A 21774-nucleotide genomic window follows, 5' to 3' on the forward strand; every position below is an offset into this window, starting at 1 on the left:
TCAAACCGCAGTTACATGCCCTTGAACAAGTGCGTGTAGCTGCGGCTGACTTCCAACTTCTCGGTCAGTCCCTTCACGCCCACCAGCTGGCGGCCGCGGAAGTCGCGCGTGATGCCGTCGATGGCGCGCGCGTTGACCAGCGTGGAGCGGTGGATCTGCCAGAACAGCTGCGGGTCCAGCTCGTCCACCAGCTCCTTGATGGGCTTGCGGATCAGCGCTTCGACCTTGGCGGTCTGCACGCGCGTGTACTTCTCGTCGCTGATGAAGAACAGCACGTCCTCGACCGGGATCATCTGGATGGCCTGGCCCACGGTAGCCTGAATCCATTGCAGGTACTGCGGCTTGGCGGCCGGGTTCATGCCCGCCGACAGCTGGTGCAGCAGCTGCTGCAGCGGCACGGGCGCGCTGTCGCTGAAATCGGCTGACGGCGCGTCGCGCTGGGCCAGGCGCTTCTTGATGCGCGCGACGGTCAGCTGCAGGCGGTCGCGTTCGGCGGGCTTCAGCACGTAGTCGGCCACGCCCTGCTCGAAGGCCTCGACCGCGTACTGGTCGTAGGCGGTGATGAAGACAATCTCCGGCACCAGCCAGTCGTCGTCGTCCGGCAACTGGGCGATCTGGCGCGCCGCCTCCACGCCGGTCAGGCCGGGCATGCGGATGTCCAGGAAGACCAGGTCGGGCCGGTGTTCCTTGACCAGCTCGACGGCCTCGAGGCCGTTCTTGCCTTCGGCCACGATGTCCAGTTCGGGCCAGACCTCGGTCAGGCGGGCGCGCAATTGCTCGCGCATCAGTCGTTCGTCGTCGGCCAGAACGGCGCGTATGGGTGCGTTGCTCATGGCCGCGATGCTAGATCAGACCTGCGCGGACCGGGCCGCATTGGCGCGGCTGCGGTTGCGCAGCACGACGAACAGCAGCAGGCCCAGCAGGATCAGCGGCGAGCCCAGCACGGCGCCCACGCCCAGCAGGCCGGCCACCACCAGCGCCAGCACACCGCCCACGATGAGCAGCGGCAGCGCCACGCCCAGCAGCAGCACCAACGGCACGACGATGATGCAGACGATGGCCGCGACGAACAGGCCGACGGTGGCGCCCACCCAGTCGCCGAAGCCGCCGAGGAACATCTCCTCGTCGCCCAGCACGAAGTGCACGTCCGAGCCGGGGTGGTTGATGAGGGCGAAACCGCCGAACATCGCAGCCAGCACCATCAAGGCGGTGACCACGAACAGGATCTTGAACAAGGTCTTCATACGGACACTCCTTCGTCGTTGCGGCTGCGATAGGGCACGGTGATGGTCACCACGGTGCCGCTGGGTTGGTTCTCGGTGACGGTGACGCTGGCCTTGCTGCCGTGCAGCAGCTGCAGGCGCTCACGGATGTTGGCCAGGCCCACGCCGGTGCCGCTGGTCGCGGCGCGGCCGAAGCCCAGGCCGGTGTCGGCCACGGTGACGGCCAGCTTGCCGTGCAGGATCTCGGCCTTGACCTTCAGCGATCCGCCCTCGGCCTTGGGCTCCAGGCCGTGCTTGATGGCGTTTTCCACCAGGCCCTGGATCATCATGGGCGGGAATTCGGCCGACATCAGGCCCTCGGGCACTTCGATCTCGGTCTGCAGACGCTCTTCCATGCGCATCTTCAGGATCTCGAGGTAGGGCCGGATGACGGCCAGCTCGCGACCCAGGTCGCGCACCGCGCCGGTGGCGTTGGCCTCGCGCATGGTGGGCATGGAGGCCCGCAGCAGCGCGATGAGGTTCTTCTGCATCTGGCTGGCGCGCGGCGGGTCGACCTCGATCAGGTGGTCGATGCTGGCCAGCGTGTTGAACAGGAAGTGCGGCTCGACCTGGGCCTGCATGGCTGCCATACGCGCCTCGACGACCTGGCGCTTCAGCGCCTCGCTCTCGGCGTTCTCGGTGGCCTGGGCGGCCTTCACCTCGGCCTGGATGCGGCCCTTGTACATGGCCTTGATGACGGCCGAGGCCAGGATCCAGATGACGGCCAGGTCCACCAGTGAGTCGCCCATGCGCACGGTGGTGATGCGGCGGCGCGGCGGGTTGTCGATGGCCTCGCGGGCCATGTCGACAGCGGCTTCCTGCAGTGCCTGCTGCGCTTCGGTGGCGGCCTGCTGGGCCTCGCGCACCTCTTCGGCCTGGTGCTTGAGCTGCTCCAGCTTCTCCTTGGCCTGGTCCAGCGCGGCCTGGATGTCCTCGGGCTTGGCGCTCTTGGGGAAATCGATGACGATCTCGTGCGGCTCGCTGACGGGCTCGCCATCGCTGTCGGTCGCGCTGGCCGCCGAGGCCGGGCGCACCGGCACGATGCGCACGCCGCGCTCGTCCATCTTCAGCTCGTAGGGCACCTTCTTGGCCGCCGCTGCGGCCTTCTCGACGGCCTTCTTGGCGTCCGCCTCCAGCTTGGCCTGGCGGCGCGACAGCGCGCCTTCCTCACGCTCCTCGATCTGCTGGCTGATGCGCCAGGTGAAGGGCGGCAGGTTCTTCAGCACGTTCACGCCGATCATCAGCGCGACGGACAGCAGCACGAAGCGCTTCCAGCTGATGCCCACCAGCCAGCCGGCATACAGGTGGAAATAGCGCACCACGCCGGCGGAAAAACGTTGCCAGCGCTCTATCCAGAGCTTTTGCTGGGGGCTGGGGGTGAAAGAGGTCGTCATGGCTGCGAATCGTCGTTGGAAGCCACTGTACGCAAGCGGTTTTCGCGGCGTGGGGCCGAAGCGACACGCCGGCCGGGCCGGCGGACGAACTGCACTGGCGCGCGACAGGCCGTCTGGGCCTGGAAACGAAAAAGCCCGCCGGAGGGGCGGGCTGGCTCAGCAGGGCGGGTGCTTACTGCTTGATGGCTTCGGCCTGGATGACCAGGCGCACGGTGTCGGGGATGCCGGGGAGGCCGTAGCCCATGCCCCACTGGCTGCGCTGGATGGTGGTCTCGAAGTCGCCGCCGCAGACCTCGCGCTTCAGGCGCGGGTTCTCGTAGCAGCCGAAGCTGGTGGCCGTCAGCGTGACCGGGTTGGTCTTGCCGCGCAGCGTCAGCTCGCCGGTGACGCTGGCGACCTTGTCGCCGTTGAACGTGAACTTGTCGCCGACGAACTTGGCCGTCGGGAACTCCTCGGCGGAGAAGAAGTCCTTGCTCTTCAGGTGGCCGTCGAAGGGGCCGATGCCGGTGGAGACGGAGGCCATGTCGATGGTCAGCTCGACCTTGCCGGTCTTGGCGGTCTTGTCCAGCGTGACGGTGCCTTCCTTCTTGTCCCAGCGGCCGCGGTTGGTGCTGACACCGAAGTGCTTGGCCTCGAAGACGACCTGGGTGTGGGTCGGGTCGATGGTGTAGGTGGCGCTCTGGGCCTGGGCGGCGCCAGCGGCGGCGATCAGGGCGGTGAGCAGCAGGGCGTTCTTCATGGGAAGGTTCTCCGGGGGGTGGGAAGAGGGTTGACGTTACAGGCCCGCAAAGGCCAGCTTGAACTTGACGGTCACGTCGTTGGCGACCATGGAGGTGTCGGCCCATTCGCCGTCACCGATCTTGAAATCCAGGCGCTTGATGGCCACGCTGCCTGCGGCCACGCCGGCGTTCAGCGTGATGGGCACGACCACGTCGCGGCTGGCGCCCTTGATGGTCAGCTTGCCGGCCACGTCGTACTTGCCGGCGCCGGTGGGCTTGATGCCGGTGGACACGAAGGTGGCCTTGCCGTTGCGCTTGGTGTCGAACCACGGCGCCTTGGCCACCTCGGAGTCGAAGCTCGCGTCGCCCAGCGACACGCTGCCCAGGTCCACCGTGAACGCGATCTTGCCGGCCTCGGGCTTCTTGGCGTCGAAGTCCAGTTGCGCGTCGAACTTCGTGAACTTGCCGTCCACCGGCACGCCCATCTGCTTGAACGTGAAGCTCAGGTCGCTCTTGGCGGGCTGCAGCGTCGCGGCGGCCTGGGCGGCCAGCGCGCTGGCCGCGATCAGCACGGCGGTGAGGAGGCGTTTCATGGAAATCCTTTCTGCTTCAGGCACGGCCCAGCCCGATGCGGGCCAGCAGACCGTCGCGGTCGATGAAATGGTGTTTGAGGGCGGCGCCCACATGGGCAAGCACCAGCAGGGCCAGGCCGTAGGCGGCAAACTTGTGCAGTTCCTTCAGCGTGTCGGCCAGTTCCTTGTCCTTGGGCACGAAGTCGGGCAGCGGCAGCACGCCGAACCAGACGATGGGATAGCCCGCCGCCGAGCTGTAGGCCCAGCCGAACAGCGGCACGGCGAAGAACAGCGCGTACAGCAGTCCGTGGGTCACATGGGCGGCCTGGGCCTGCCAGGCCGGCATGGGCAGGTCCGCCGGCGGGCGGTGCGTGAGGCGCCACAGCAGCCGCAACGCCGACAGCGCCAGGATGGTGACGCCGGCCCACTTGTGCCAGTTGTACAGCTTCAGCCGCATCGGCGAGAACGGCAGGCTGGTCATGTAAAGCCCCACGCCCAGGGCGCCGACGATGGCCAGCGCGAGCAGCCAGTGCAGCGCGATGGCGACGGGGGTGTAGCGGGTGGCAGGGCTCATCATGGGCTCCAGTGTCTTCCTCGCGTGGGGGGCAGGTGTTTCACCGGCCTTGTCGCCATTGTTCAGCGATTTTGAACAGCCCGGTGCGGCGCCTGGGTTTGACCCAGTTGCGCGCCGCCGGCCGGTCGCCAGACAGTCGGCGCAGCGGTCAGCGCCGACCGCTGGATCTGTTAGAGGCGCTTTCCCAGAAAACCCAGGAGACAGCCATGACCCAGACCCCCGCCGCGCGTCGGCGTTTCATCAAGACCGCCGCCGCCACGACCGCCGGGGCCGGCGCGATGGCGATGCCAATGATCTCGACGGCCCAGACCGTGAGCCTGCGCTTCCAGTCCACCTGGCCGGCCAAGGACATCTTCCACGAGTACGCGCAAGATTTCGCCAAGAAGGTCAATGACATGGCGGGGGGCCGACTCAAGATCGAGGTGCTGCCTTCCGGCTCCGTCGTGCCGGCCTTCCAGCTGCTGGACGCCGTCAACAAGGGCACGCTGGACGGCGGCCACGGCGTGGTGGCCTATCACTACGGCAAGAACAACGCGCTGGCGCTGTGGGGCTCGGGCCCGGCCTTCGGCATGGACCCGAACATGGTGCTGGCCTGGCACAACTACGGCGGCGGCAAGGCGCTGCTGGCCGAGGTGTACGCGGCGCTGAACATCGACGTCGTGTCCTTCCTGTACGGCCCCATGCCCACGCAGCCGCTGGGCTGGTTCAAGAAGCCGGTGTCCAAGCCTGAGGACCTGAAGGGGCTGAAGTTCCGCACCGTGGGCCTGGCGGTGGACGTGTTCAAGGAGCTGGGCGCCGCCGTGAACCCGCTGCCGGGCGGCGAAATCGTGCCGGCGCTGGACCGCGGCCTCATCGACGCGGCCGAGTTCAACAACGCATCGAGCGACCGCGTACTGGGCTTCCCCGACGTGGTGAAGAACTGCATGCTGCAGAGCTTCCACCAGAGCGGCGAGCAGTTCGAGATCCTGTTCAACAAGGCCAAGTACGACGGCCTGCCAGCCGAGCTGAAGTCGGTCATCGACTACGCCGTGCAGGCGGCCAGCGCCGACATGAGCTGGAAGGCCATCGAGCGCAACAGCGCCGACTACGGCGAACTCAAGAAAGCCGGCGTGAAGTTCTACAAGACGCCCGACAGCGTGCTGCGCGCCCAGCTCGCCGCGTGGGACAAGGTCACCGCCGCCAAGGCCGCCGAGAACCCGCTGTTCAAGAAGGTGCTGGACAGCCAGAAGGCCTTCGCCCAGCGCGCGGGTGGCTGGCAGAACGACTACACGGTGGACTTCAAGATGGCGTGGAATCACTACTTCCGCGCCGCCCCGGGCAAGAAGGCCTGATTCTTCGGCAACCAGGGGGCTTCGGCCCCCTCTTCCATGAAAAAACTGCTGCTTGCCGTGGATCACCTGTCCACGTGGATAGGCCAGGCGTTCGCGTGGCTCATCGTGGTGCTGACTGCGCTGATCACCTGGGAGGTGTTCTCCCGCTACATCCTCAATGCGCCGCACGACTGGAACCTTGACGCCCAGCTGATGGGCTACGGCACGCTGTTCATGATGGCTGGCGCCTACACGCTGGCCAAGAGCGGCCATGTGCGTGGCGACGTGCTGTACGGCTTCTTCCAGCCGCGCACGCAGGCGGCCATCGACCTGGCCCTCTACATCGTGTTCTTCCTGCCCGGCATCGTCGCGCTGACCTGGGCGGGCTGGACCTTCTTCCAGGACGCGTTGGCCATCCGCGAGTCCACCTTCAGCGCCACGCCGCTGCCCATCTATCCATTCAAGGCCGTCATCCCGGTCGCCGGCCTGCTGCTGATGCTGCAGGGCTTCGTCGAGATCGTGCGCTGCGCGCAGTGCCTGCGGACCGGCAGCTGGCCCAGCCGCGAGCAGGACGTCGAGGAGGTCGACGTCGACAAGCTCAAGCAGATGGTGCGTGCCGACGAGGGAGCTGCACGATGAAGATCCGCAAGGAACTCTGGTTCGGCTTCGTGCTGATGGCGATCATCATCGCCGGCACGGCCTTCGTGCTGCTCAGCGCCGAGCAGGTCACCCGCGGCCACCTGGGCCTGATGATGCTGGCGCTGGTCGTCGTGGCCATCATGCTGGGCTTTCCCACGGCCTTCACGCTGATGGGCATGGGCATGCTGTTCACGTGGCTGGCCTACGACTTCGACACCGGCAAGACGCTGACGCTGATGGTGCAGAGCGCCTTCAAGGTGATGGGCAACGACGTGCTCATCTCCATCCCGCTGTTCGTCTTCATGGGCTATCTCGTCGAGCGGGCCAACCTCATCGAGAAGCTGTTCAAGAGCCTGCACCTGGCGATGGCGCGCGTGCCCGGCTCGCTGGCGGTGGCCACCATCTTCACCTGCGCGGTGTTCGCGACGGCCACCGGTATCGTCGGCGCCGTCGTCACGCTGATGGGGCTGCTGGCGCTGCCGCAGATGCTCAAGGGCGGCTACGACGTGCGCGTGTCGGCCGGCGCCATCACGGCCGGTGGCTGCCTGGGCATCCTGATCCCGCCGTCGGTCATGCTCATCGTCTACGGCGCGACGGCCGGCGTGTCGGTCGTGCAGCTGTATGCCGGCGCCTTCTTCCCGGGCCTGATGCTGGCGGCGCTGTATGTCCTCTACGTCGTGCTGCTGGCCAAGCTCAAGCCCGCGCTGATGCCGCCGCTGTCGGCCGAGGCCCGCTTCGTGCCGCTGCCGCCGCTGGCCGAACGGCTGAGCAGCGGCCGCTCGCGCGCGGCGCTGCCCGCACTGCTGGGCGCACTGGGCCGCGAGCCGAGCAAAGGCCCCGTGCTGCGCCAGCTGGGCGTGGCGCTGCTGCCGGTGGCGCTGGCGCTGTTCATCGCCGGCGTGGCCTGGCTGCATGCGCACAACCCGCTGCCGGCGCAGGCACCGGCCGAGACCATGCAGGCCATAGGCAGCGAGGCGCCGTCGCCCAGCGAGGGCGGCCTGGCGGAACCGCCGGCCGACACGGGCGGGCTGGCCGAGCCGCCGGCAGATGCCGATGCGCTGGCCGAACCGCCCGCCGAAGCGTCCAGCGAGCCCGACACACTGGCCGCACCGCCCGCAACAGACGCCGCCGCCGGCGTCGCCGAACCAGCCTCGGCGGCCGCCCCCGTCGCGTCGGCGCCGGCAGCTCCCGACACCGGTCGCGGCTGGATAGGCTGGGTCGTCGTCGCCGCGGTGCTGGCGGGCTTCTACGCCGTGCTGAATTTCCAGCGTCTCGAGATCTTCAAGCTGCTGCTGACGAGCTTCTTCCCACTGCTGGTCATGATCCTGGCGGTGCTGGGCTCCATCGTCTTCGGCCTGGCCACGCCCACCGAGGCCGCGGCCGTCGGCGCCTTCGGCGGCTATGTGCTGGCGGCCATCTACTCCGTCATCAACAAGCGCGCGCCCGGCGAGCGCCGGCCGGTGTTCCTGGTCTGGCTGCTGCTGTGGATGCCGCTGCTGGGCTGCCTGGGCTGGTACGTGGCCTACAAGGAAGGCATGACCGGCGATCCGGTCAGCCCCGCCCTGGGCGCCATCGCCGGCGGCGGCGTGCTGCTGTGGGCGCTGATGGCCTACCGCCAGGCGCGGCTGCAGACCGAGGTGAAGGAGTCTGTGTTCCTGACCGCCAAGACCAGCGCGATGGTCTGCTGGCTGTTCGTCGGCTCGGCCATCTTCTCGGCCGCGTTCGCGCTGCTGGGCGGGCAGGAGCTGGTGGAGAAGTGGGTGCTTGGCATGAAGCTCAGCAAGGTGGAGTTCCTGGTGCTGAGCCAGCTCATCATCTTCATCCTCGGCTGGCCGCTGGAGTGGACCGAGATCATCGTGATCTTCATGCCCATCTTCATCCCGCTGCTGGACCACTTCGGCGTGGACCCGCTGTTCTTCGGCCTGCTCGTCGCGCTGAACCTGCAGACCGCCTTCCTGAGCCCGCCGGTGGCGATGGCAGCGTTCTACCTGAAGGGCGTGGCGCCGCCGCATGTGACGCTGAACCAGATCTTTGCCGGCATGCTGCCCTTCATGGCCATCCAGGTCATCGCCATCGTGCTGCTATACCTGTGGCCCGAGATCGGGCTGTGGCTGCCCAAGGTGCTCTATGGCTGACGGGGGCGGCTGACCAGGAACACGCCGCCCAGCACCAGCACCGTGCCGACGGCGATCCACGCGTTCATCGGCTCGCCCAGGATGAACACGCCCATGATGAGCGTGCTCATCGGCCCGACCATGCCCACCTGCGACGACAGCGGCGCGCCGATGCGGGCGATGGCCATCATGACCATCACCACCGGCGCCACCGTGCAGGCCGTCGCATTCAGCAGCGACAGCCACAGCACGGGCTCCGGCACCACGAAGCTCTCGATGGGCTTGAGCAGCAGGAACTGCGCGATGCACAGCGCGCACGCCACCGTGCTGGCCAGGCCCGCGAGCCGCAGCGAGCCCAGCCGCTGCACGACCTTGCCGCTCAGCGACAGGTAGACCGCATAGCTGACCGCGCTGGCAAACACCAGCGCCGAGCCTATGGCCGTGGCGCTGCCCTCGAAGCTCAGTTCATGCGCGAACACCGCGACAACGCCGGCATAGCTGACCGCCAGCGCCACCACCTGCCGCGCCTGCAGCCTGTGCTTGAAGAACAGCACCGAGATCAACAGCACCAGCGTGGGGTTGAGGTACAGGATCAGCCGCTCCAGGCTGGCCGTGATGTAGGCCAGGCCAGCGAAGTCCAGATAGCTGGCCAGGTAGTAGCCGGTGAAGCCCAGCACGACTATGTCGCGCCAGTCCTGCCTTGTGAGCGCTGGCTTGCCGCGGCCCGCCCACCAGGCCATCGCGAGGAAGAACGGCAGCGCCAGCAGCATGCGCCACATCAGCAGCGTCACCGCATCCACGCCATGGCGGTAGGCCAGCTTGACGATGATGGCCTTGCCGGAGAAACCGATGGCGCCGAGCATGGCAAGAGCTAGGCCGGCCAGCAGCGGTCGTCGGGCAGGTGACAAAGCGGGTTCAACCATGGCGGCCATGGTGCCAGCCCCGGCGCCCGCTCAGGCTTTCTCCGTCAGGGATGGCTGCTTCGCCACCCAGCCTCAACGTGCCGCGAAGCGCCGTGCAACCAGGCCGCTAGCGCCGGCCAGCAACAGCAGGGCCAGCGAGCCGGGCTCCGGCAGGTCATGCGGATCGGTCGGCGATGCGCTGAGCCGGATGCTGAGCAGGTTGAAGTCTTCTTCATTCACCGTGTCGCTCATGCGCACGCGGGCGTCATAGGTCCAGTCCGACAAATCCAGCGTCGTCGGCAGAGCCAGGCTGGACAAGGCAAGCCCGTCCGCATCGGTCAGCAAGACCTTCAGCGGCGACGAGGTCGTCCAGAGGCTGTCTTGCGCACCGGTCGTCGCATCACGGTCGTTGAGCAGCCAGGTCACGTCATGCTCGGCAAAGTTCTGGCCATCCAGCACGCCTCCGCTCACCTGGCCGGTCACGAAGCCGCCTCCCAGGTAGTACAGCGCGAGGACGACGCCGCCATCGCCGATGGTGCCCGGCATGGTGGGCGCGTCGGTGTCCCAGCCGAACGTGCCCTTCACGGTCGCGCCGCTGGTGGCCCGGCCGGTGTAGTCGAACGAGACCAACCCGGCCTGGGCGGGCGCTGCCGACAGCAGCGCGGCGGCGGCCGCGAAGGCGGCGAGGCCGGATTGAAGGAAGCGGGAAAGACGAGCTTGCATGGTGTTCTCCTGAAGGGGTTGTGCGGTGGTGACCGCCCCTCGACAGGAGCACCGGCCACGGGGCCTGCGGCCCGTGATGGCATTCTTGAAACGGGCAGATTCAGCCGCGTTTCAGGCTCGGTTTCAATTGTTCGTCAACGCAGGTTGTAGGCCGCCCGCAGGCGGGCCGCGGTGCCGTTGACCTCCAGCACCCACATGGCGGCGACGATGCGGCCTCGCGCTCGGGCGTCTTCAGCATGCCGAAGAACACCTCCACACGCCCGGCCGCCAGCTCCTGCTCGATGCGCAGCGTGGGCAGCATGTCGTCGAGGCCGCTGCACCTCAGACCGGGATCGACCTGCGACAGCGCCTGGATGTACTCGAGGCAGAACCCCGGCTGCCCCTCGCCGCCCACGTTGTACTTGTGCGGGAGGCCGGTCTGCGCCGCCAATCGCAGCAGCAAGGCCTCGGCATGGGCCATCGGCTGCAGCCATCCGAGCAGCAGGCTCAGGGGCAGGGCAAGACGTCTGCGCATGGCCGCCACTGTAGGGGAGGCCAGGCCGTCGCACCATGTCCCGCGCCTTGCAGTGCGGCCTGCATCATTGGCGTTCCCGCGGATGTGGCGGTGCGCGAGCCGTTGTTCAATCCCGCGACAAGACAGGGAGACCGACATGAAGATCATCAACAAGGCGCGCCGGCCCGCCGCCGCGCTGGCGTGCCTGCTGCTGTTGCTGGCCGGCAGCGGCTGCTCGATGCGGCCCCGGTTGCACGTGTCGGCGCCGCTGCGCTGCGACGATCCCGCCAGCAGTTGCGTCAACGAGCTGATGAAGGCGCTGGAGGACTGGCAGGAGGCCTACAACAGCCGGGACCCGCAACGCCTGCGGCCGCTCTATGCGCCGGGCGCGCTGATCACCGACGACGAGTACTCGGCCGTGCCGTTGTCCGGCGAGTCGCTGCCGCTGTACTTCGACCAGATGGCCGAGCGGGCCACCGCGCGCATGCGCTGGCGGATCGGCAATGTGCAGCTGTTCGGCGAGACGGCCGTGCGCTCCGGCGAGTACGAGTTCAGCGAGCAGGTCGGCGGCCAGACCCAGGCCAGGGCCGCGCGCTACAGCTTTGTCTACCAGCGCTTCGACGGGCGCTGGCTGATCATCCTGCAGCACACCACCCTGAAGCTCTGAGCGACGTCACCGCACGCCGGCCCGTAACCGGCATGCGGCGGGCCGTCAGGCCAGTGCCTTCCACTGCGCCATCAAGCCGTCCCACTTGGCGCGGGCGGCGTGCACATGGCGCTCCTTCACATGGCCGTAGCCGCGGATCTCTTCGGGGATGCGCGCGATGTCGGCGGCCAGCGCCAGGCGCTCGGCCGTCAGGCCCTTGGCGAGGATGGCGTCGATGCTGGCGCGGTAGTCGCCAATCAGCGCGCGCTCCATCTTGCGCTCTGCCGTGTGGCCAAAGATGTCGAAAGCCGTGCCGCGCAGGCCCTTCATCTTGGCCAGCAGGCCGAAGGCCGGGCGGATCCAGCCGCCGAACGGGCGCTTCACCAGCTCGCCCTTGGCGTTCTTCTTGGCCAGCAGCGGCGGCGCCAGGTGGTGCACGACCTTGTAGTCGCCCTCGAACATGCCGGCGATCTTCTGGTCGAAGCCCATGCCGGTGTGCAGGCGGGCGACCTCGTACTCGTCCTTGTAAGCCATCAGCTTGAACAGGTAGCGCGCCACGGCCTCGGTCAGCGTGGTCTTGCCGCCCAGCTGCGCTTCGGCGGCGCGCACCTTGTCCACAAAAGCCTTGTAGTCGGCCGCGTAGGTGGCGTTCTGGTAGCCGGTCAGGAAGTCCACGCGCTTGGTGACGATCTCGTCAAGGCTCTGGCGCTTGACCAGCTGGATGACGGCCTGCGCCGCATACAGCGCCTGCACGGCCTTCAGGTCGTGCGCGCAGCGGCGGCCCCATTCGAAGGCGGCCTTGTTGTTGTCGATCTGCACGCCGTTCAGCTCGATGGCACGCATCAGCGCGTCATAGCTCAGCGGGATGCGGCCGCGCTGCCATGCATAGCCCAGCATCAGCGGGTTGGTGTAGAGCGAGTCGCCGATCAGCTTGACGGCCACTTCCTCGGCGTCGAAGGCGCCCAGGTGGTCCCGCCCCACCGCCTTGCCCACCGCCTGCTCGCAGGCCGCGCCGGGGAAGCTCCAGTTGGCGTCGTTGACCAGCGTGGCCGTCGGCGAGCCGTGCGTGTTCAGCGCGACATAGGTGCGGCCTTCGCGCATGACGGCCAGCGTGGCCTTGTTGGCGGCCACGATGGCATCGCAGGCGATGACCAGGTCGGCCTCGGCCGTGCCCACCTTCGTGCAGTAGATCGCCTCGGGCGTGTTGGCGATCTGGATGTGGCTCCAGGTCGCACCGCCCTTCTGCGCCAGGCCTGCGGCGTCCTGCGTGATGACGCCCTTGCCTTCCAGGTGCGCCGCCATGCCCAGCAGCTGGCCGATGGTGATGACGCCCGTGCCGCCCACGCCGCCGACGACGATGCCCCAGGCCTCGTCGGCATTCGGGATCACTGGCAGCGGCAGCTGTGGCAGCGCCGCATCGAACGGGCTCTTGCGGCCTTCCTTCTTGGGCTTCTTCAGCTCGCCGCCCTCGACGGTGACGAAGCTGGGGCAGAAGCCTTTCACGCAGGAGTAGTCCTTGTTGCAGGTGTTCTGGTTGATCTGGCGCTTGCGGCCGAAGTCCGTTTCCAACGGCTCCACGCTGAGGCAGTTGGACTGGATGGAGCAGTCGCCGCAGCCTTCACAGACCAGCTCGTTGATGACGACGCGCTTGGCCGGATCCACCATCTTGCCGCGCTTGCGGCGGCGGCGCTTTTCGGTCGCGCAGGTCTGGTCGTAGATGATGGCCGTGGTGCCGGGGATCTCGCGGAACTGGCGCTGGATGTCGTCCAGCTCGTCGCGGTGGTGCACCGTCACGCCGGGCGCCAGCGCCACGCCTTCGTACTTGGCCGGGTCGTCGGTGACGATGACCAGCTTCTTCACGCCTTCCGAGATCACGCTGTTCATGATCTGGAGGACGGTGTGGCCCTCGGGGCGCTCGCCCACGGTCTGGCCGCCGGTCATCGCGACGGCGTCGTTGTAGAGGATCTTGTAGGTGATGTTCACACCGGCGGCGATGCTCTGGCGGATGGCCAGGCTGCCGCTGTGGAAGTAGGTGCCGTCGCCGAGGTTGGAGAAGATGTGCTTCTCGTCGGTGAACGGCGCCTGGCCCACCCAGGGCACGCCCTCGCCGCCCATCTGCGTGAAGGTGGCCGTGTTGCGGCCCGGCATCCACGTGACCATGTAGTGGCAGCCGATGCCACCCACCGCGCGCGAGCCATCCGGCACGCGGGTGGACGTGTTGTGCGGGCAGCCTGAGCAGAACCACGGCGTGCGGTCGGCGCCGCCGGCCGTCTTTTCCTCGGCCTTCAGCGAGGCTTCCTTGGCGTCGATGACGGCGAGGCGCGCATCCAGGCGGGCGCGGATGTCGCTGTCCACGCCCAGCTTCTTCAGCCGCTTGGCGATGGCGCGGGCGATGATGGCCGGCGTCAGGTCGGCCTGCGGGCGCAGCAGCCAGTGGTCGCTGGGGTTGGGCACGCTCCACTCGCCGCCTTCGCCGCCGTCACCGGCGTCGAACTTGCCGAGCACGTTGGGCCGCACGTCGGAGCGCCAGTTGTAGAGCTCTTCCTTGACCTGGTACTCGATGATCTGGCGCTTTTCCTCGACGACGAGGATCTCCTGCAGGCCACGCGCGAACTCGCGCGCCACCTGGGCTTCGAGCGGCCACACGACGTTGACCTTGTGCAGCCGGATGCCTATGCGGCGGCAGGTGTCATCGTCCAGGCCCAGGTCGTGCAGCGCCTGGCGCGTGTCGTTGAAGGCCTTGCCGCTGGTGATGATGCCGAAGCGGTCGCTGGGACCTTCCAGCACGTTGTAGTTCAGCCGGTTGGCGCGGATGTAGGCCAGCGCGGCGTACCACTTGAAGTTCATCATCCGCGACTCCTGCTCCAGCGGCGGGTCGGGCCAGCGGATGTGCAGGCCGCCGTCGGGCACGACGAAGTCCTCGGGCAGGATGATGTTGACGCGGTCCGGGTCCACGCTGACCGAGGCCGACGACTCGACGATCTCCTGGATGGTCTTCATGCCGGCCCACAGGCCGGAGAAGCGGCTCATCGCGAACGCATGCAGGCCCATGTCCAGGATGTCCTGCACGCTGCTCGGGAAGAAGGTCGGGAAGCCGACCGCCTTGAACACATGGTCGCTCTGGTGCGCCGCGGTGGAGCTCTTGGCGATGTGGTCGTCACCGGCGATGGCGATGACGCCGCCGTGCTTGCTGGTGCCGGCCATGTTGGCGTGCTTGAACACGTCGATGCAGCGGTCCACGCCCGGGCCCTTGCCGTACCAGAGGCCGAACACGCCGTCGAACCTGGCCTTCTCGGGGAACAGGTCCAGCTGCTGCGTGCCCCACACGGCGGTCGCACCCAGCTCCTCGTTGACACCCGGCTGGAACACGATGTTCTGCTTGGCCAGGTGCTTCTTGGCCTGCCACAGCGCCTGGTCGTAAGTGCCCAGCGGCGAGCCGCGGTAGCCGCTGATGAAGCCGGCCGTGTTCAGCCCGGCCATCGCGTCGCGCGTGCGTTGCAGCATGGGCAACCGCACCAGCGCCTGCACGCCGCTCATGAAGGCGCGGCCCGAATCCAGGGCGTACTTGTCATCGAGCGTGACCGTCTGAAGCGACTTCAGGATGTGCTCGGGTAGCGGGGCGTTCATGCGGTAGGGCTCCTGGTTGGCTGACGCGGCCGCCCTTGTGAGGCGGCGCGTGGGCTACGGCCAGTGTGGTCCAACTTGGCCTGAGCGGCCAGTGTAGGAAAAGCGGGGCGCGGGATGCTTTCTCTTTTGCGCTCTGTTTGTCACCACACGGCAAGATCGTTTCTTAGAACCCGTTTTGAAGAACAATTCATATCGAGAACAGCCAACCCAGGGCAAACCATGAGCATCGAACCCACCGGCGCCGACGCGCTGGACCGCTATCACATCGCCATCCTGGCCGAGCTGCAGCGCGACGCCCGCCAGTCCAATGCCGAGCTGGCCCAGCGCATCGGCCTGTCCACCGCGCCGACCTGGCGGCGCGTCAAGTGGCTGGAGGAGCAGGGCTACATCACCGGCTACCGCGCCGAGCTGGACCGGCGCCGCATCGGCCTGGGCGTGCTGGCCTTCGTGCGCGTGGACACCGAGCGCAGCGCCGCATCGGCCACCAAGGCGCTGGAGGACGAGATCCGCCAGCTGCCCGAGGTCATCGCCTGCCACTACATCTCCGGCGCCGGCACCTTCGAACTGCAGGTCATGGCCACCGACCTCGACGCCTTCTCGCGCTTCTCCATCAACACGCTGCTGAAGCTGCCCAACGTGAAGGACATCCACACCAGCTTCTCGCTGGGCGAGGTCAAGGCGGGTGGCGCGCTGCCGCTGGGCCATCTCAAGGGATGAAACCCCTCGTCCAAGGAGTACCTTGGCCGGGACCGCTCTGCGGCCATTGGTCGCAGAGCTTCGGCAGGCACAGGCCGTCCACTGGACGCCCTGTGTCCGGCCTCAGCCCCCGCGGGGACGGCGATGCGTGCGGCATTGAGCCGCAAGCACATCACCCAACGCGGGCCGGCTTGGGAGCGGCCCGGCGCTCGGCCCGCAATACCTGAAAGCAAACACCATGCGACTCGCCCTCGTCTCCGACATCCACGGCAACCTGCCCGCACTCGAAGCCATTGCCGCCGACATCCGCCGCCGCGGCGTGGACGCCGTGCTGTGCCTGGGCGACAACCTGTCCGGCCCGCTGTTGCCGCGCGACACCGCGCAGTGGCTGATGGCCTCGGGCTGGACCGTGCTGGCCGGCAACCACGAGCGCCAGATCCTGGAGTGGACGCCCGAGCTGGGCGGTGCGTCGGACGGCCACGCGCGCGCCGAACTGGGCGCCGCCGAGCTGGACTGGCTGCGCGCGCTGCAGCCGGCGCAGCAATGGGCGCCCGATGTCTTCCTGTGCCACGGCACACCGCGCAGCGACTGCGAGCACTTCCTCGAGACGCCGCACGACGGCCGGTTGCGCCTGGCCACCGCCGCCGAGATCGCCGAGCGCCTGGACGGCCAAGCCAGCGCGCTGGTGGCCTGCGGCCACAGCCACCTCCCGCGCCTGCTGCGCACGCCCGCCGGCCAGCTGCTCGTCAACCCCGGCAGCGTGGGCCTGCAGGCCTATGTGGACGACGAGCCCGAGCGCTACGTCGTGGAGCGCGGCACGCCCGACGCGAACTACGCCATCGTCGAGCGCACCGGCAACACCTGGCACGGCAGCCTGAATGCGCTGCCCTACGACCACCGCGCGATGGCCGCGCTGGCCCGGCGCAACGGCCGGCCGGAATGGGAACGCGCGCTGCTGACCGGTTACATCGGCTGAGGGCGCCATCGCGTTAGGCTTGCGGCCATGGCGATGTCGCAACTCCGACGTCTCGGCAAGCTCTGGCTGGGCGACGACCCCGCCCAGCGCCTGCGTCTGCGGCAGACCTCGCTGGCGATGGCGCTGCTGGCTTTCAGCGCCGTGCTGCTGCACCACGCCATCGGCCTGACCGGCGGCAGCCGCGCCCTCGCGTGGCTGTGGACGGCCTATGCGGTGGGCGGCATGGCGGCCGTCTACGCGGCCATACGCAGCGGCTGGTCGCTGCGGTTTCGCGACCCGTCGCTGACCAGCCTGCAGATCGGCTTCGCGCTCAGCGCCGCGGCGCTGGCCTACGCCCAGGTCGGGCCGCTGCGCGGCGGCGTGTTCCCGGTGGTCACGCTGATCCTGATGTTCGGCATGTTCCAGCTGCGCGCCCGCAGCGCCTACGGGCTGGCGCTGTTCGCGCTGGTCGTGTTCGGCGCCGTGATGGCCACGATGGCCCGGCTGCAGCCGGCGGTGTACCCGCCCGCGTTCGAGGTCATCCACTTCCTGGTGCTGGCCTGCATGCTGCCCGCCGTCGCGATGCTGACCGCGCGGCTCAGCCGCATCCGCCACCGCCTGGCGCAACAGCGCGAGGAACTGGCCCGCGCCTTGGCCCAGCTGCAGGCCATCGCCACGCGCGACGAGTTGACCGGCCTGCCCAACCGCCGCCAGATGCAGGCGCTGATGGACCAGGAGCTGCTGCGCTCGCTGCGCCATCACCACGACTTCTGCATCGCTGTCGTCGACCTGGACCACTTCAAGCGCATCAACGACCAGCACGGCCATGCGGCCGGCGACGCGGTGCTGCGGGCCTTTGCCCAAGCCGGCCAGGCCGCGCTGCGCGCCACCGACGTGCTGGCCCGCTGGGGTGGCGAGGAGTTCCTCGTGCTGCTGCCCGACACCGCCATGCCGCCAGCGGTCGCCGGCATGGAGCGGCTGCGCCAGCAGATCGCGGCGCTGCGGGTCGACGCCGGCGAGGGCGGCGCCATCGCCATCACCGTCTCCATCGGCCTGACGGGCCACAACCGCGGCGACACGCTGACCCAGACGCTGGAGCGCGCCGACCGGCTGCTGTATGACGCCAAGGCGGCCGGCCGCAACCGCGTGCGAACCGATCCACCGAGCTGACACAGAATCTAGCCATGACCCTGGTCTACAAGATCGCCACCACCGCCGCCGAGTTCGAGGCCATCCACCAGCTCAACTACCGGACCTTCGTCGAGGAGATCCCGCAGCACCCGCCCAACCCGCAGCGCCGGCTGGTGGACCGCTTCCACGACGAGAACACCTACGCCATCGCGCTGGAAGGCGAGCAGCTGGTCGGCATGATCGCGGGCCGCGCGCGGCGCCCGTTCTCGCTGGATGCCAAGCTGGCCGGCCTGGACGCCCTCCTGCCCGCCCACCAGCATGCGATGGAGGTGCGGCTGCTGGCCGTGGCCCCCGACTGGCGCAAGGCCAGCGTGTTCGCCAAGCTGGCCGGCGTGCTGGGCCGCGAGTTCCGCGACCAGGGCTGCGACCTGGCGCTGATCTCCGGCACCACGCGCGAACTGAAGCTCTACGCGCACCTGGGCTTCCAACCCTTCGGCCCGCGCGTGGGCAGCGGCGACGCCGTCTACCAGCCGATGTGGCTGCGCCTGCCGGACTACGCCGAGCGCGTGGCCCACCTGGAGTTGAGCGCCGGCGACGAGGCGGCGTCCTTCCTGCCGGGGCCGGTGCCGCTGTCGGCCGCCGTGCGCGCGGCCTGGTGCGCGGCGCCGGTGTCGCACCGCTCCAGCGAGCACCTGCGCCGCGTGGGTCGCGTGCGTGAGCGGCTGTGTGCGCTGACCGGCTGCGCCGACGCGCTGCTGCTGCCCGGTGGCGGCACGCTGGCCAACGATGCGGTCGCGGCGCAGATCGCACGGCGTGGCGGCGCTGGCCTGGTCATCACCAGCGGCGAGTTCGGTGAGCGCTTGGCCGACCATGCGCGGCGCTGGCGGTTGCCGCACCGGACGCTGGCGCTGGGCTGGGGCGAAGCGCTGGCCGCACAGAGGCTGCGCGCCGTGCTGGCGGAGCAGCGTCCGGCCTGGGTCTGGGCCACCGCCTGCGAAACCTCCACCGGCGCGCGCCACGACATCGACCTGCTGCGCGACGCCTGCGCCGAGGTTGGCGCGGCGCTGTGCCTGGACGCCGTCAGCGCGCTGGGCCTGCAGCCGCTGGACGTGCGCGGCGTCTGGCTGGCCAGCAGCGTCAGCGGCAAGGCGCTGGGCAGCTATCCCGGCCTCGCGCTGGTGCTGCACGACGGCCACCTCGCGCCCGCCGGCACGCTGCCGGCCGCGCTGGACCTGGCCGGCATCGCCGCCGCGGGCGGCGTCGCGTCCACGCAAAGCTCCAACGCCGTCGCCGCGCTGGAGGCGGCGCTGAACCTCGATTGGCCGGCGCACTGGCAGGCCACGCAGGCGGCCGATGCGCAGCTGCGCGACGCCTTCGCGGCACTGGGCCTGCCCGCGCTGGTGTCGGCGCCGCACGCCCAGCCCGGCGTCATCACGCTGGCGCTGCCGGCCGGCATCTCCAGCGAGCGCCTGGGCAACCGGCTGGCCCGCGTGGGCTGCCGCATTGCATGGCAGAGCGCCTACCTGCGCGAGCGCAACTGGGTGCAGGTCTGCCTGATGGGCGCGTGGCGGCCGGCTGCGGTGGAGGTGCTGCCGGCGCTGCTGCGGCGCTACGCGGGCGCGATGGAATGAGCACCGCCCTGCCGTTGCGGCACCTGTTGCTGGCGCTGGCCGTGGTGGCCATCTGGGGCAGCAACTTCGTCGTCATCAAGTACGCGCTGGCCGTGCTGCCGCCGATGACGCTGGCGGTGCTGCGCTTCGCCATCGCGTTCGTGCCGGCCTGCTTCTTCCTGCCGCGCCCGGCCGTGGGCTGGCGCAACCTCGCCGGCTACGGGCTGTTCGTCGGCATGGGCCAGTTCGGGCTGCTGTACCTGGCCATGCGCAGCGAGATCTCGCCGGGCCTGGCCTCGCTGGTCATCCAGACGCAGGTGTTCTTCACGCTGGGCCTGGCCGTCTGGCTGGCCCGCGAGCGCGTGCTGCCATCGCAGGGGCTGGGCCTGGCGCTGGCGGTGGCCGGCATCGCCGTCATCGTCATGCACACCGACGGCACGACCACGCCGCTGGGGCTGGCCATGGTGCTGGCCGCGGCATTCAGCTGGGCCTGCGGCAACATCGTCGGCAAGCGCGCGGGCAGCGTGAACATGCTGGCCTACGTCGTCTGGAGCAGCGCTTTCGGGGTGCCGCCGCTGCTGGTGCTGGCGCTGCTGGTGGACGGCCCGGATCGCATCACCATCGCGCTGGCCGCAGCCGACACCGGCACCTGGGCCGCCGTGCTGTGGCAGAGCTTTGCCAACACGCTGTTCGGCTATGGCTGCTGGGCCTGGCTGCTGGCCCGCCACCCGGCGGCGCGCATCGTTCCCATGGCGCTGCTGGTGCCGGTGTTCGGCATGGGCGCCTCTGCGCTGCTGCTGGCCGAAGCGCTGCCCGCCTGGAAGCTCAGTGCCGCCGCGCTGGTGATGGCCGGTCTGGCGATCAACCTGTTCGGCCCCCGGCTTTTGCCGACGCGCGACAAGACGCGCCAGGGCTAAGCTCGCAACCATGAAGCGTCTGTTCCTGCTGTCCCTGCTGCTGCCTGCACTGGCATGCGCCGCGCCGCCGGCCGTTCAACTGCTGGTGGAGCTGCGCTGGGTGGACAGCGCGCTGCCGCCGTCGGCCCAGGCCGGCGTGCGCGATGGTGCGGTGGTCGTCGGCACGGCGGGCACCGTGTCGCCACGCGGACCGGGGGTCGTGACGTCCACCGTGCCGGCGGTCTCGGTGCCCACCCAGCGCCTGCTGGTGCAGAACGGCGAGCGCGCCAGCGCGCGGCTGACGTCGCGCGAACCGCTGCAGTGGGTGGAGACCACCGTCGAGCTGAACCCTGCCGGCGCCACACGCCGCATCTACGCGAACCCGCGGCCGCAGGAGCGGCAGGTCGCGCAGAGCTTCATGGTCACGCCGACCTGGGCCGGCGGCGACGCGCCGGTACGGGTGACCTTCGATGTCGAGGACGCGGGCAACGCCTACCAATCCACGCTGAGCCTGCCCATGAACCGCTGGCAGGCCGCCGCTCGCGTGGGTGGCAGCACGGCGCCGGCACCACGCGGCACCGTCAGCAGCCGCGATGCGGCCGGCCGGCCGGAGCGTGAGCTGCAGTTGCGCGTCTCCATTCAGTACTGAGCCACGGCGGCCAACGCGCCGTTGATCTGCGGATAGGGCGTTGCGCCGTCGAACAGCTCCGCGCCGCCGCCCGCGGCCAGGAAACCCGCCGCCGCCCGCGCGGCACGCCCCCAGGCCGCCTCGGCGATGGCGCTGCCGGCCGACAAGCGGCGCACGCCCAGCTGGCGCAGTTCGGCCAGGCCCGGCAGCGTGGGTCGGGCCATCACGTTCAGCGGCAGCGGCTGGCCTTGCACCAGCGCCTGGATGTCGGCCGGAGCGGTCACGCCGGCGGCGAACAGGCCGTCCGCGCCGGCCGCCGCGTAGTCGCGCGCCCGCAGCAGCACCTCGTCCACGGCCCGGCCTGGTGCCAGGTTGCGCAGCCACACGTCGCAGCGCGCGTTGATGAAGACGTCCACGCCCGCGTGAGCCGCCGCGGCCTTGATGGCTTCGATCTTGCGGCACAGCAGCGCAGGCGCGCCCGCGCCGTCCTCCAGGTTGATTCCCACGGCGCCCGCGTCGACGAGCTGCATGACGTTGGCGGCCACCGCGGCAGGGTCGTCGCTGTAGCCGGCCTCGCTGTCGACCGACAGCGGCACACGCGCGACGCGGGCGATGCGGCGTATGGCCGCGGCGTGCTCGGCGATGGGCAGGTGGTTGCCGTCGGCATAGCCCAGCGCCCAGGCCAGGCCGGCGCTGGTGGTGGCCAGGGCCTGCACGTCCAGGCTCTGCACGAGGGCCGCACTGCCGGCGTCCCAGACATTGGCGATCTTCAACAGGTCGGGGCCTTGGTGGAGCTGGCGGAAGTTCATGACGGCCTCAGGAATGGAAAGTCCGCATGCTGCCTGCGCCTGCTGTCAGCGCGTGGCAGTGGAATTGAGGATGA

The 21774-nt window shown here is 69.2% G+C and carries 21 protein-coding genes; 10 read left to right on the forward strand and 11 right to left on the reverse strand.

Translation table 11 applies throughout. The features are described from left to right. Positions 1-11: 11 nt before the first annotated feature. The 6 genes from J2X21_RS11490 to J2X21_RS11515 all read right to left on the reverse strand — a co-directional run bounded on the left by J2X21_RS11490 (position 12) and on the right by J2X21_RS11515 (position 4521). On the reverse strand, positions 12-833 hold the full coding sequence (locus J2X21_RS11490) for a LytR/AlgR family response regulator transcription factor (protein WP_310328608.1): 822 nt from the start codon (positions 831-833) through the stop codon (positions 12-14). 15 nt (positions 834-848) lie between these two features. Continuing rightward, a complete protein-coding gene (locus tag J2X21_RS11495) occupies positions 849-1244 on the reverse strand; it encodes a hypothetical protein (RefSeq protein ID WP_310328609.1) in 396 nt (131 codons plus the stop codon). Further along, positions 1241-2656: a sensor histidine kinase gene (locus J2X21_RS11500; protein WP_310328610.1), complete on the reverse strand. Its 1416-nt coding sequence runs from the start codon at positions 2654-2656 to the stop codon at positions 1241-1243. The genes J2X21_RS11495 and J2X21_RS11500 overlap by 4 nt, the downstream gene beginning before the upstream one ends. A gap of 172 nt (positions 2657-2828) precedes the next feature. Continuing rightward, positions 2829-3395, reverse strand: a complete 567-nt coding sequence (locus J2X21_RS11505) for a YceI family protein (protein WP_310328611.1) — start codon at positions 3393-3395, stop codon at positions 2829-2831. Between the two features lie 36 nt (positions 3396-3431). Continuing rightward, positions 3432-3968, reverse strand: a complete 537-nt coding sequence (locus J2X21_RS11510) for a YceI family protein (protein WP_310328614.1) — start codon at positions 3966-3968, stop codon at positions 3432-3434. A 16-nt stretch (positions 3969-3984) separates the two neighbouring features. Beyond that, positions 3985-4521 carry a cytochrome b gene (locus J2X21_RS11515; protein ID WP_310328617.1) on the reverse strand — a complete coding sequence of 179 codons (537 nt, stop codon included), beginning with the start codon at positions 4519-4521 and terminating at the stop codon, positions 3985-3987. Between the two features lie 206 nt (positions 4522-4727). Here J2X21_RS11515 and J2X21_RS11520 point away from each other — a divergent pair, with 206 nt between their 5' ends. The 3 genes from J2X21_RS11520 to J2X21_RS11530 are packed head-to-tail and all read left to right on the forward strand — an operon-like array spanning position 4728 to position 8605. Next, positions 4728-5852, forward strand: coding sequence for a TRAP transporter substrate-binding protein (locus tag J2X21_RS11520; protein WP_310328618.1), 1125 nt, complete (start codon positions 4728-4730; stop codon positions 5850-5852). Positions 5853-5888: 36 nt separating this feature from the next. Further along, positions 5889-6470 carry a TRAP transporter small permease subunit gene (locus J2X21_RS11525; RefSeq protein ID WP_310328621.1) on the forward strand — a complete coding sequence of 194 codons (582 nt, stop codon included), beginning with the start codon at positions 5889-5891 and terminating at the stop codon, positions 6468-6470. Then, positions 6467-8605 carry a TRAP transporter large permease gene (locus J2X21_RS11530; protein ID WP_310328623.1) on the forward strand — a complete coding sequence of 713 codons (2139 nt, stop codon included), beginning with the start codon at positions 6467-6469 and terminating at the stop codon, positions 8603-8605. Before J2X21_RS11525 ends, J2X21_RS11530 begins: the two co-directional genes overlap by 4 nt. On the opposite strand, the gene J2X21_RS11535 is transcribed toward J2X21_RS11530, so the two are convergent. From J2X21_RS11535 to J2X21_RS11545, 3 genes are all read right to left on the reverse strand, one after another. Further along, the gene (locus tag J2X21_RS11535) at positions 8596-9507 is read right to left on the reverse strand and encodes a DMT family transporter (protein ID WP_310328624.1); all 912 of its coding nucleotides are present in this window, start codon (positions 9505-9507) and stop codon (positions 8596-8598) included. The genes J2X21_RS11530 and J2X21_RS11535 overlap by 10 nt on opposite strands. Positions 9508-9579: 72 nt before the next feature. Beyond that, positions 9580-10209 carry a PEP-CTERM sorting domain-containing protein gene (locus tag J2X21_RS11540; RefSeq protein WP_310328625.1) on the reverse strand — a complete coding sequence of 210 codons (630 nt, stop codon included), beginning with the start codon at positions 10207-10209 and terminating at the stop codon, positions 9580-9582. A 100-nt stretch (positions 10210-10309) separates the two neighbouring features. Next, positions 10310-10723: a hypothetical protein gene (locus J2X21_RS11545; protein WP_310328627.1), complete on the reverse strand. Its 414-nt coding sequence runs from the start codon at positions 10721-10723 to the stop codon at positions 10310-10312. 136 nt (positions 10724-10859) lie between these two features. On the opposite strand from J2X21_RS11545, the gene J2X21_RS11550 reads away from it, so the two are divergent. Then, on the forward strand, positions 10860-11369 hold the full coding sequence (locus J2X21_RS11550; RefSeq protein ID WP_310328629.1) for a nuclear transport factor 2 family protein: 510 nt from the start codon (positions 10860-10862) through the stop codon (positions 11367-11369). A 45-nt stretch (positions 11370-11414) separates the two neighbouring features. Here the strand turns inward: J2X21_RS11550 and J2X21_RS11555 are convergent, their stop codons facing one another. After that, positions 11415-14975, reverse strand: coding sequence for an indolepyruvate ferredoxin oxidoreductase family protein (locus tag J2X21_RS11555; protein WP_310328632.1), 3561 nt, complete (start codon positions 14973-14975; stop codon positions 11415-11417). A gap of 219 nt (positions 14976-15194) precedes the next feature. Between J2X21_RS11555 and J2X21_RS11560 the strand changes: the two genes are divergently transcribed. The 6 genes from J2X21_RS11560 to J2X21_RS11585 all read left to right on the forward strand — a co-directional run bounded on the left by J2X21_RS11560 (position 15195) and on the right by J2X21_RS11585 (position 20912). Beyond that, positions 15195-15692 carry an Lrp/AsnC family transcriptional regulator gene (locus J2X21_RS11560; RefSeq protein ID WP_310328633.1) on the forward strand — a complete coding sequence of 166 codons (498 nt, stop codon included), beginning with the start codon at positions 15195-15197 and terminating at the stop codon, positions 15690-15692. A gap of 217 nt (positions 15693-15909) precedes the next feature. Further along, positions 15910-16647: a metallophosphoesterase family protein gene (locus tag J2X21_RS11565; RefSeq protein WP_310328634.1), complete on the forward strand. Its 738-nt coding sequence runs from the start codon at positions 15910-15912 to the stop codon at positions 16645-16647. Between the two features lie 27 nt (positions 16648-16674). Further along, positions 16675-17796, forward strand: a complete 1122-nt coding sequence (locus J2X21_RS11570) for a GGDEF domain-containing protein (RefSeq protein ID WP_310328635.1) — start codon at positions 16675-16677, stop codon at positions 17794-17796. 14 nt (positions 17797-17810) lie between these two features. Beyond that, positions 17811-19388 (forward strand): GNAT family N-acetyltransferase, encoded by a 1578-nt coding sequence (locus tag J2X21_RS11575; protein ID WP_310328637.1) that lies wholly within the window; start codon positions 17811-17813, stop codon positions 19386-19388. Then, positions 19385-20284 (forward strand): EamA family transporter, encoded by a 900-nt coding sequence (locus J2X21_RS11580; RefSeq protein ID WP_472978368.1) that lies wholly within the window; start codon positions 19385-19387, stop codon positions 20282-20284. The genes J2X21_RS11575 and J2X21_RS11580 overlap by 4 nt, the downstream gene beginning before the upstream one ends. A gap of 10 nt (positions 20285-20294) precedes the next feature. Further along, complete coding sequence (locus J2X21_RS11585; RefSeq protein WP_310328639.1) at positions 20295-20912, forward strand: hypothetical protein; 618 nt, start codon at positions 20295-20297, stop codon at positions 20910-20912. On the opposite strand, the gene J2X21_RS11590 is transcribed toward J2X21_RS11585, so the two are convergent. After that, the gene (locus J2X21_RS11590) at positions 20903-21700 is read right to left on the reverse strand and encodes an isocitrate lyase/PEP mutase family protein (RefSeq protein ID WP_310328641.1); all 798 of its coding nucleotides are present in this window, start codon (positions 21698-21700) and stop codon (positions 20903-20905) included. The genes J2X21_RS11585 and J2X21_RS11590 overlap by 10 nt on opposite strands. Positions 21701-21774 lie beyond the last annotated feature (74 nt).

This window comes from Roseateles asaccharophilus, assembly GCF_031458115.1.
GTDB classification, from domain to species: domain Bacteria; phylum Pseudomonadota; class Gammaproteobacteria; order Burkholderiales; family Burkholderiaceae_C; genus Pelomonas; species Pelomonas asaccharophilus_A.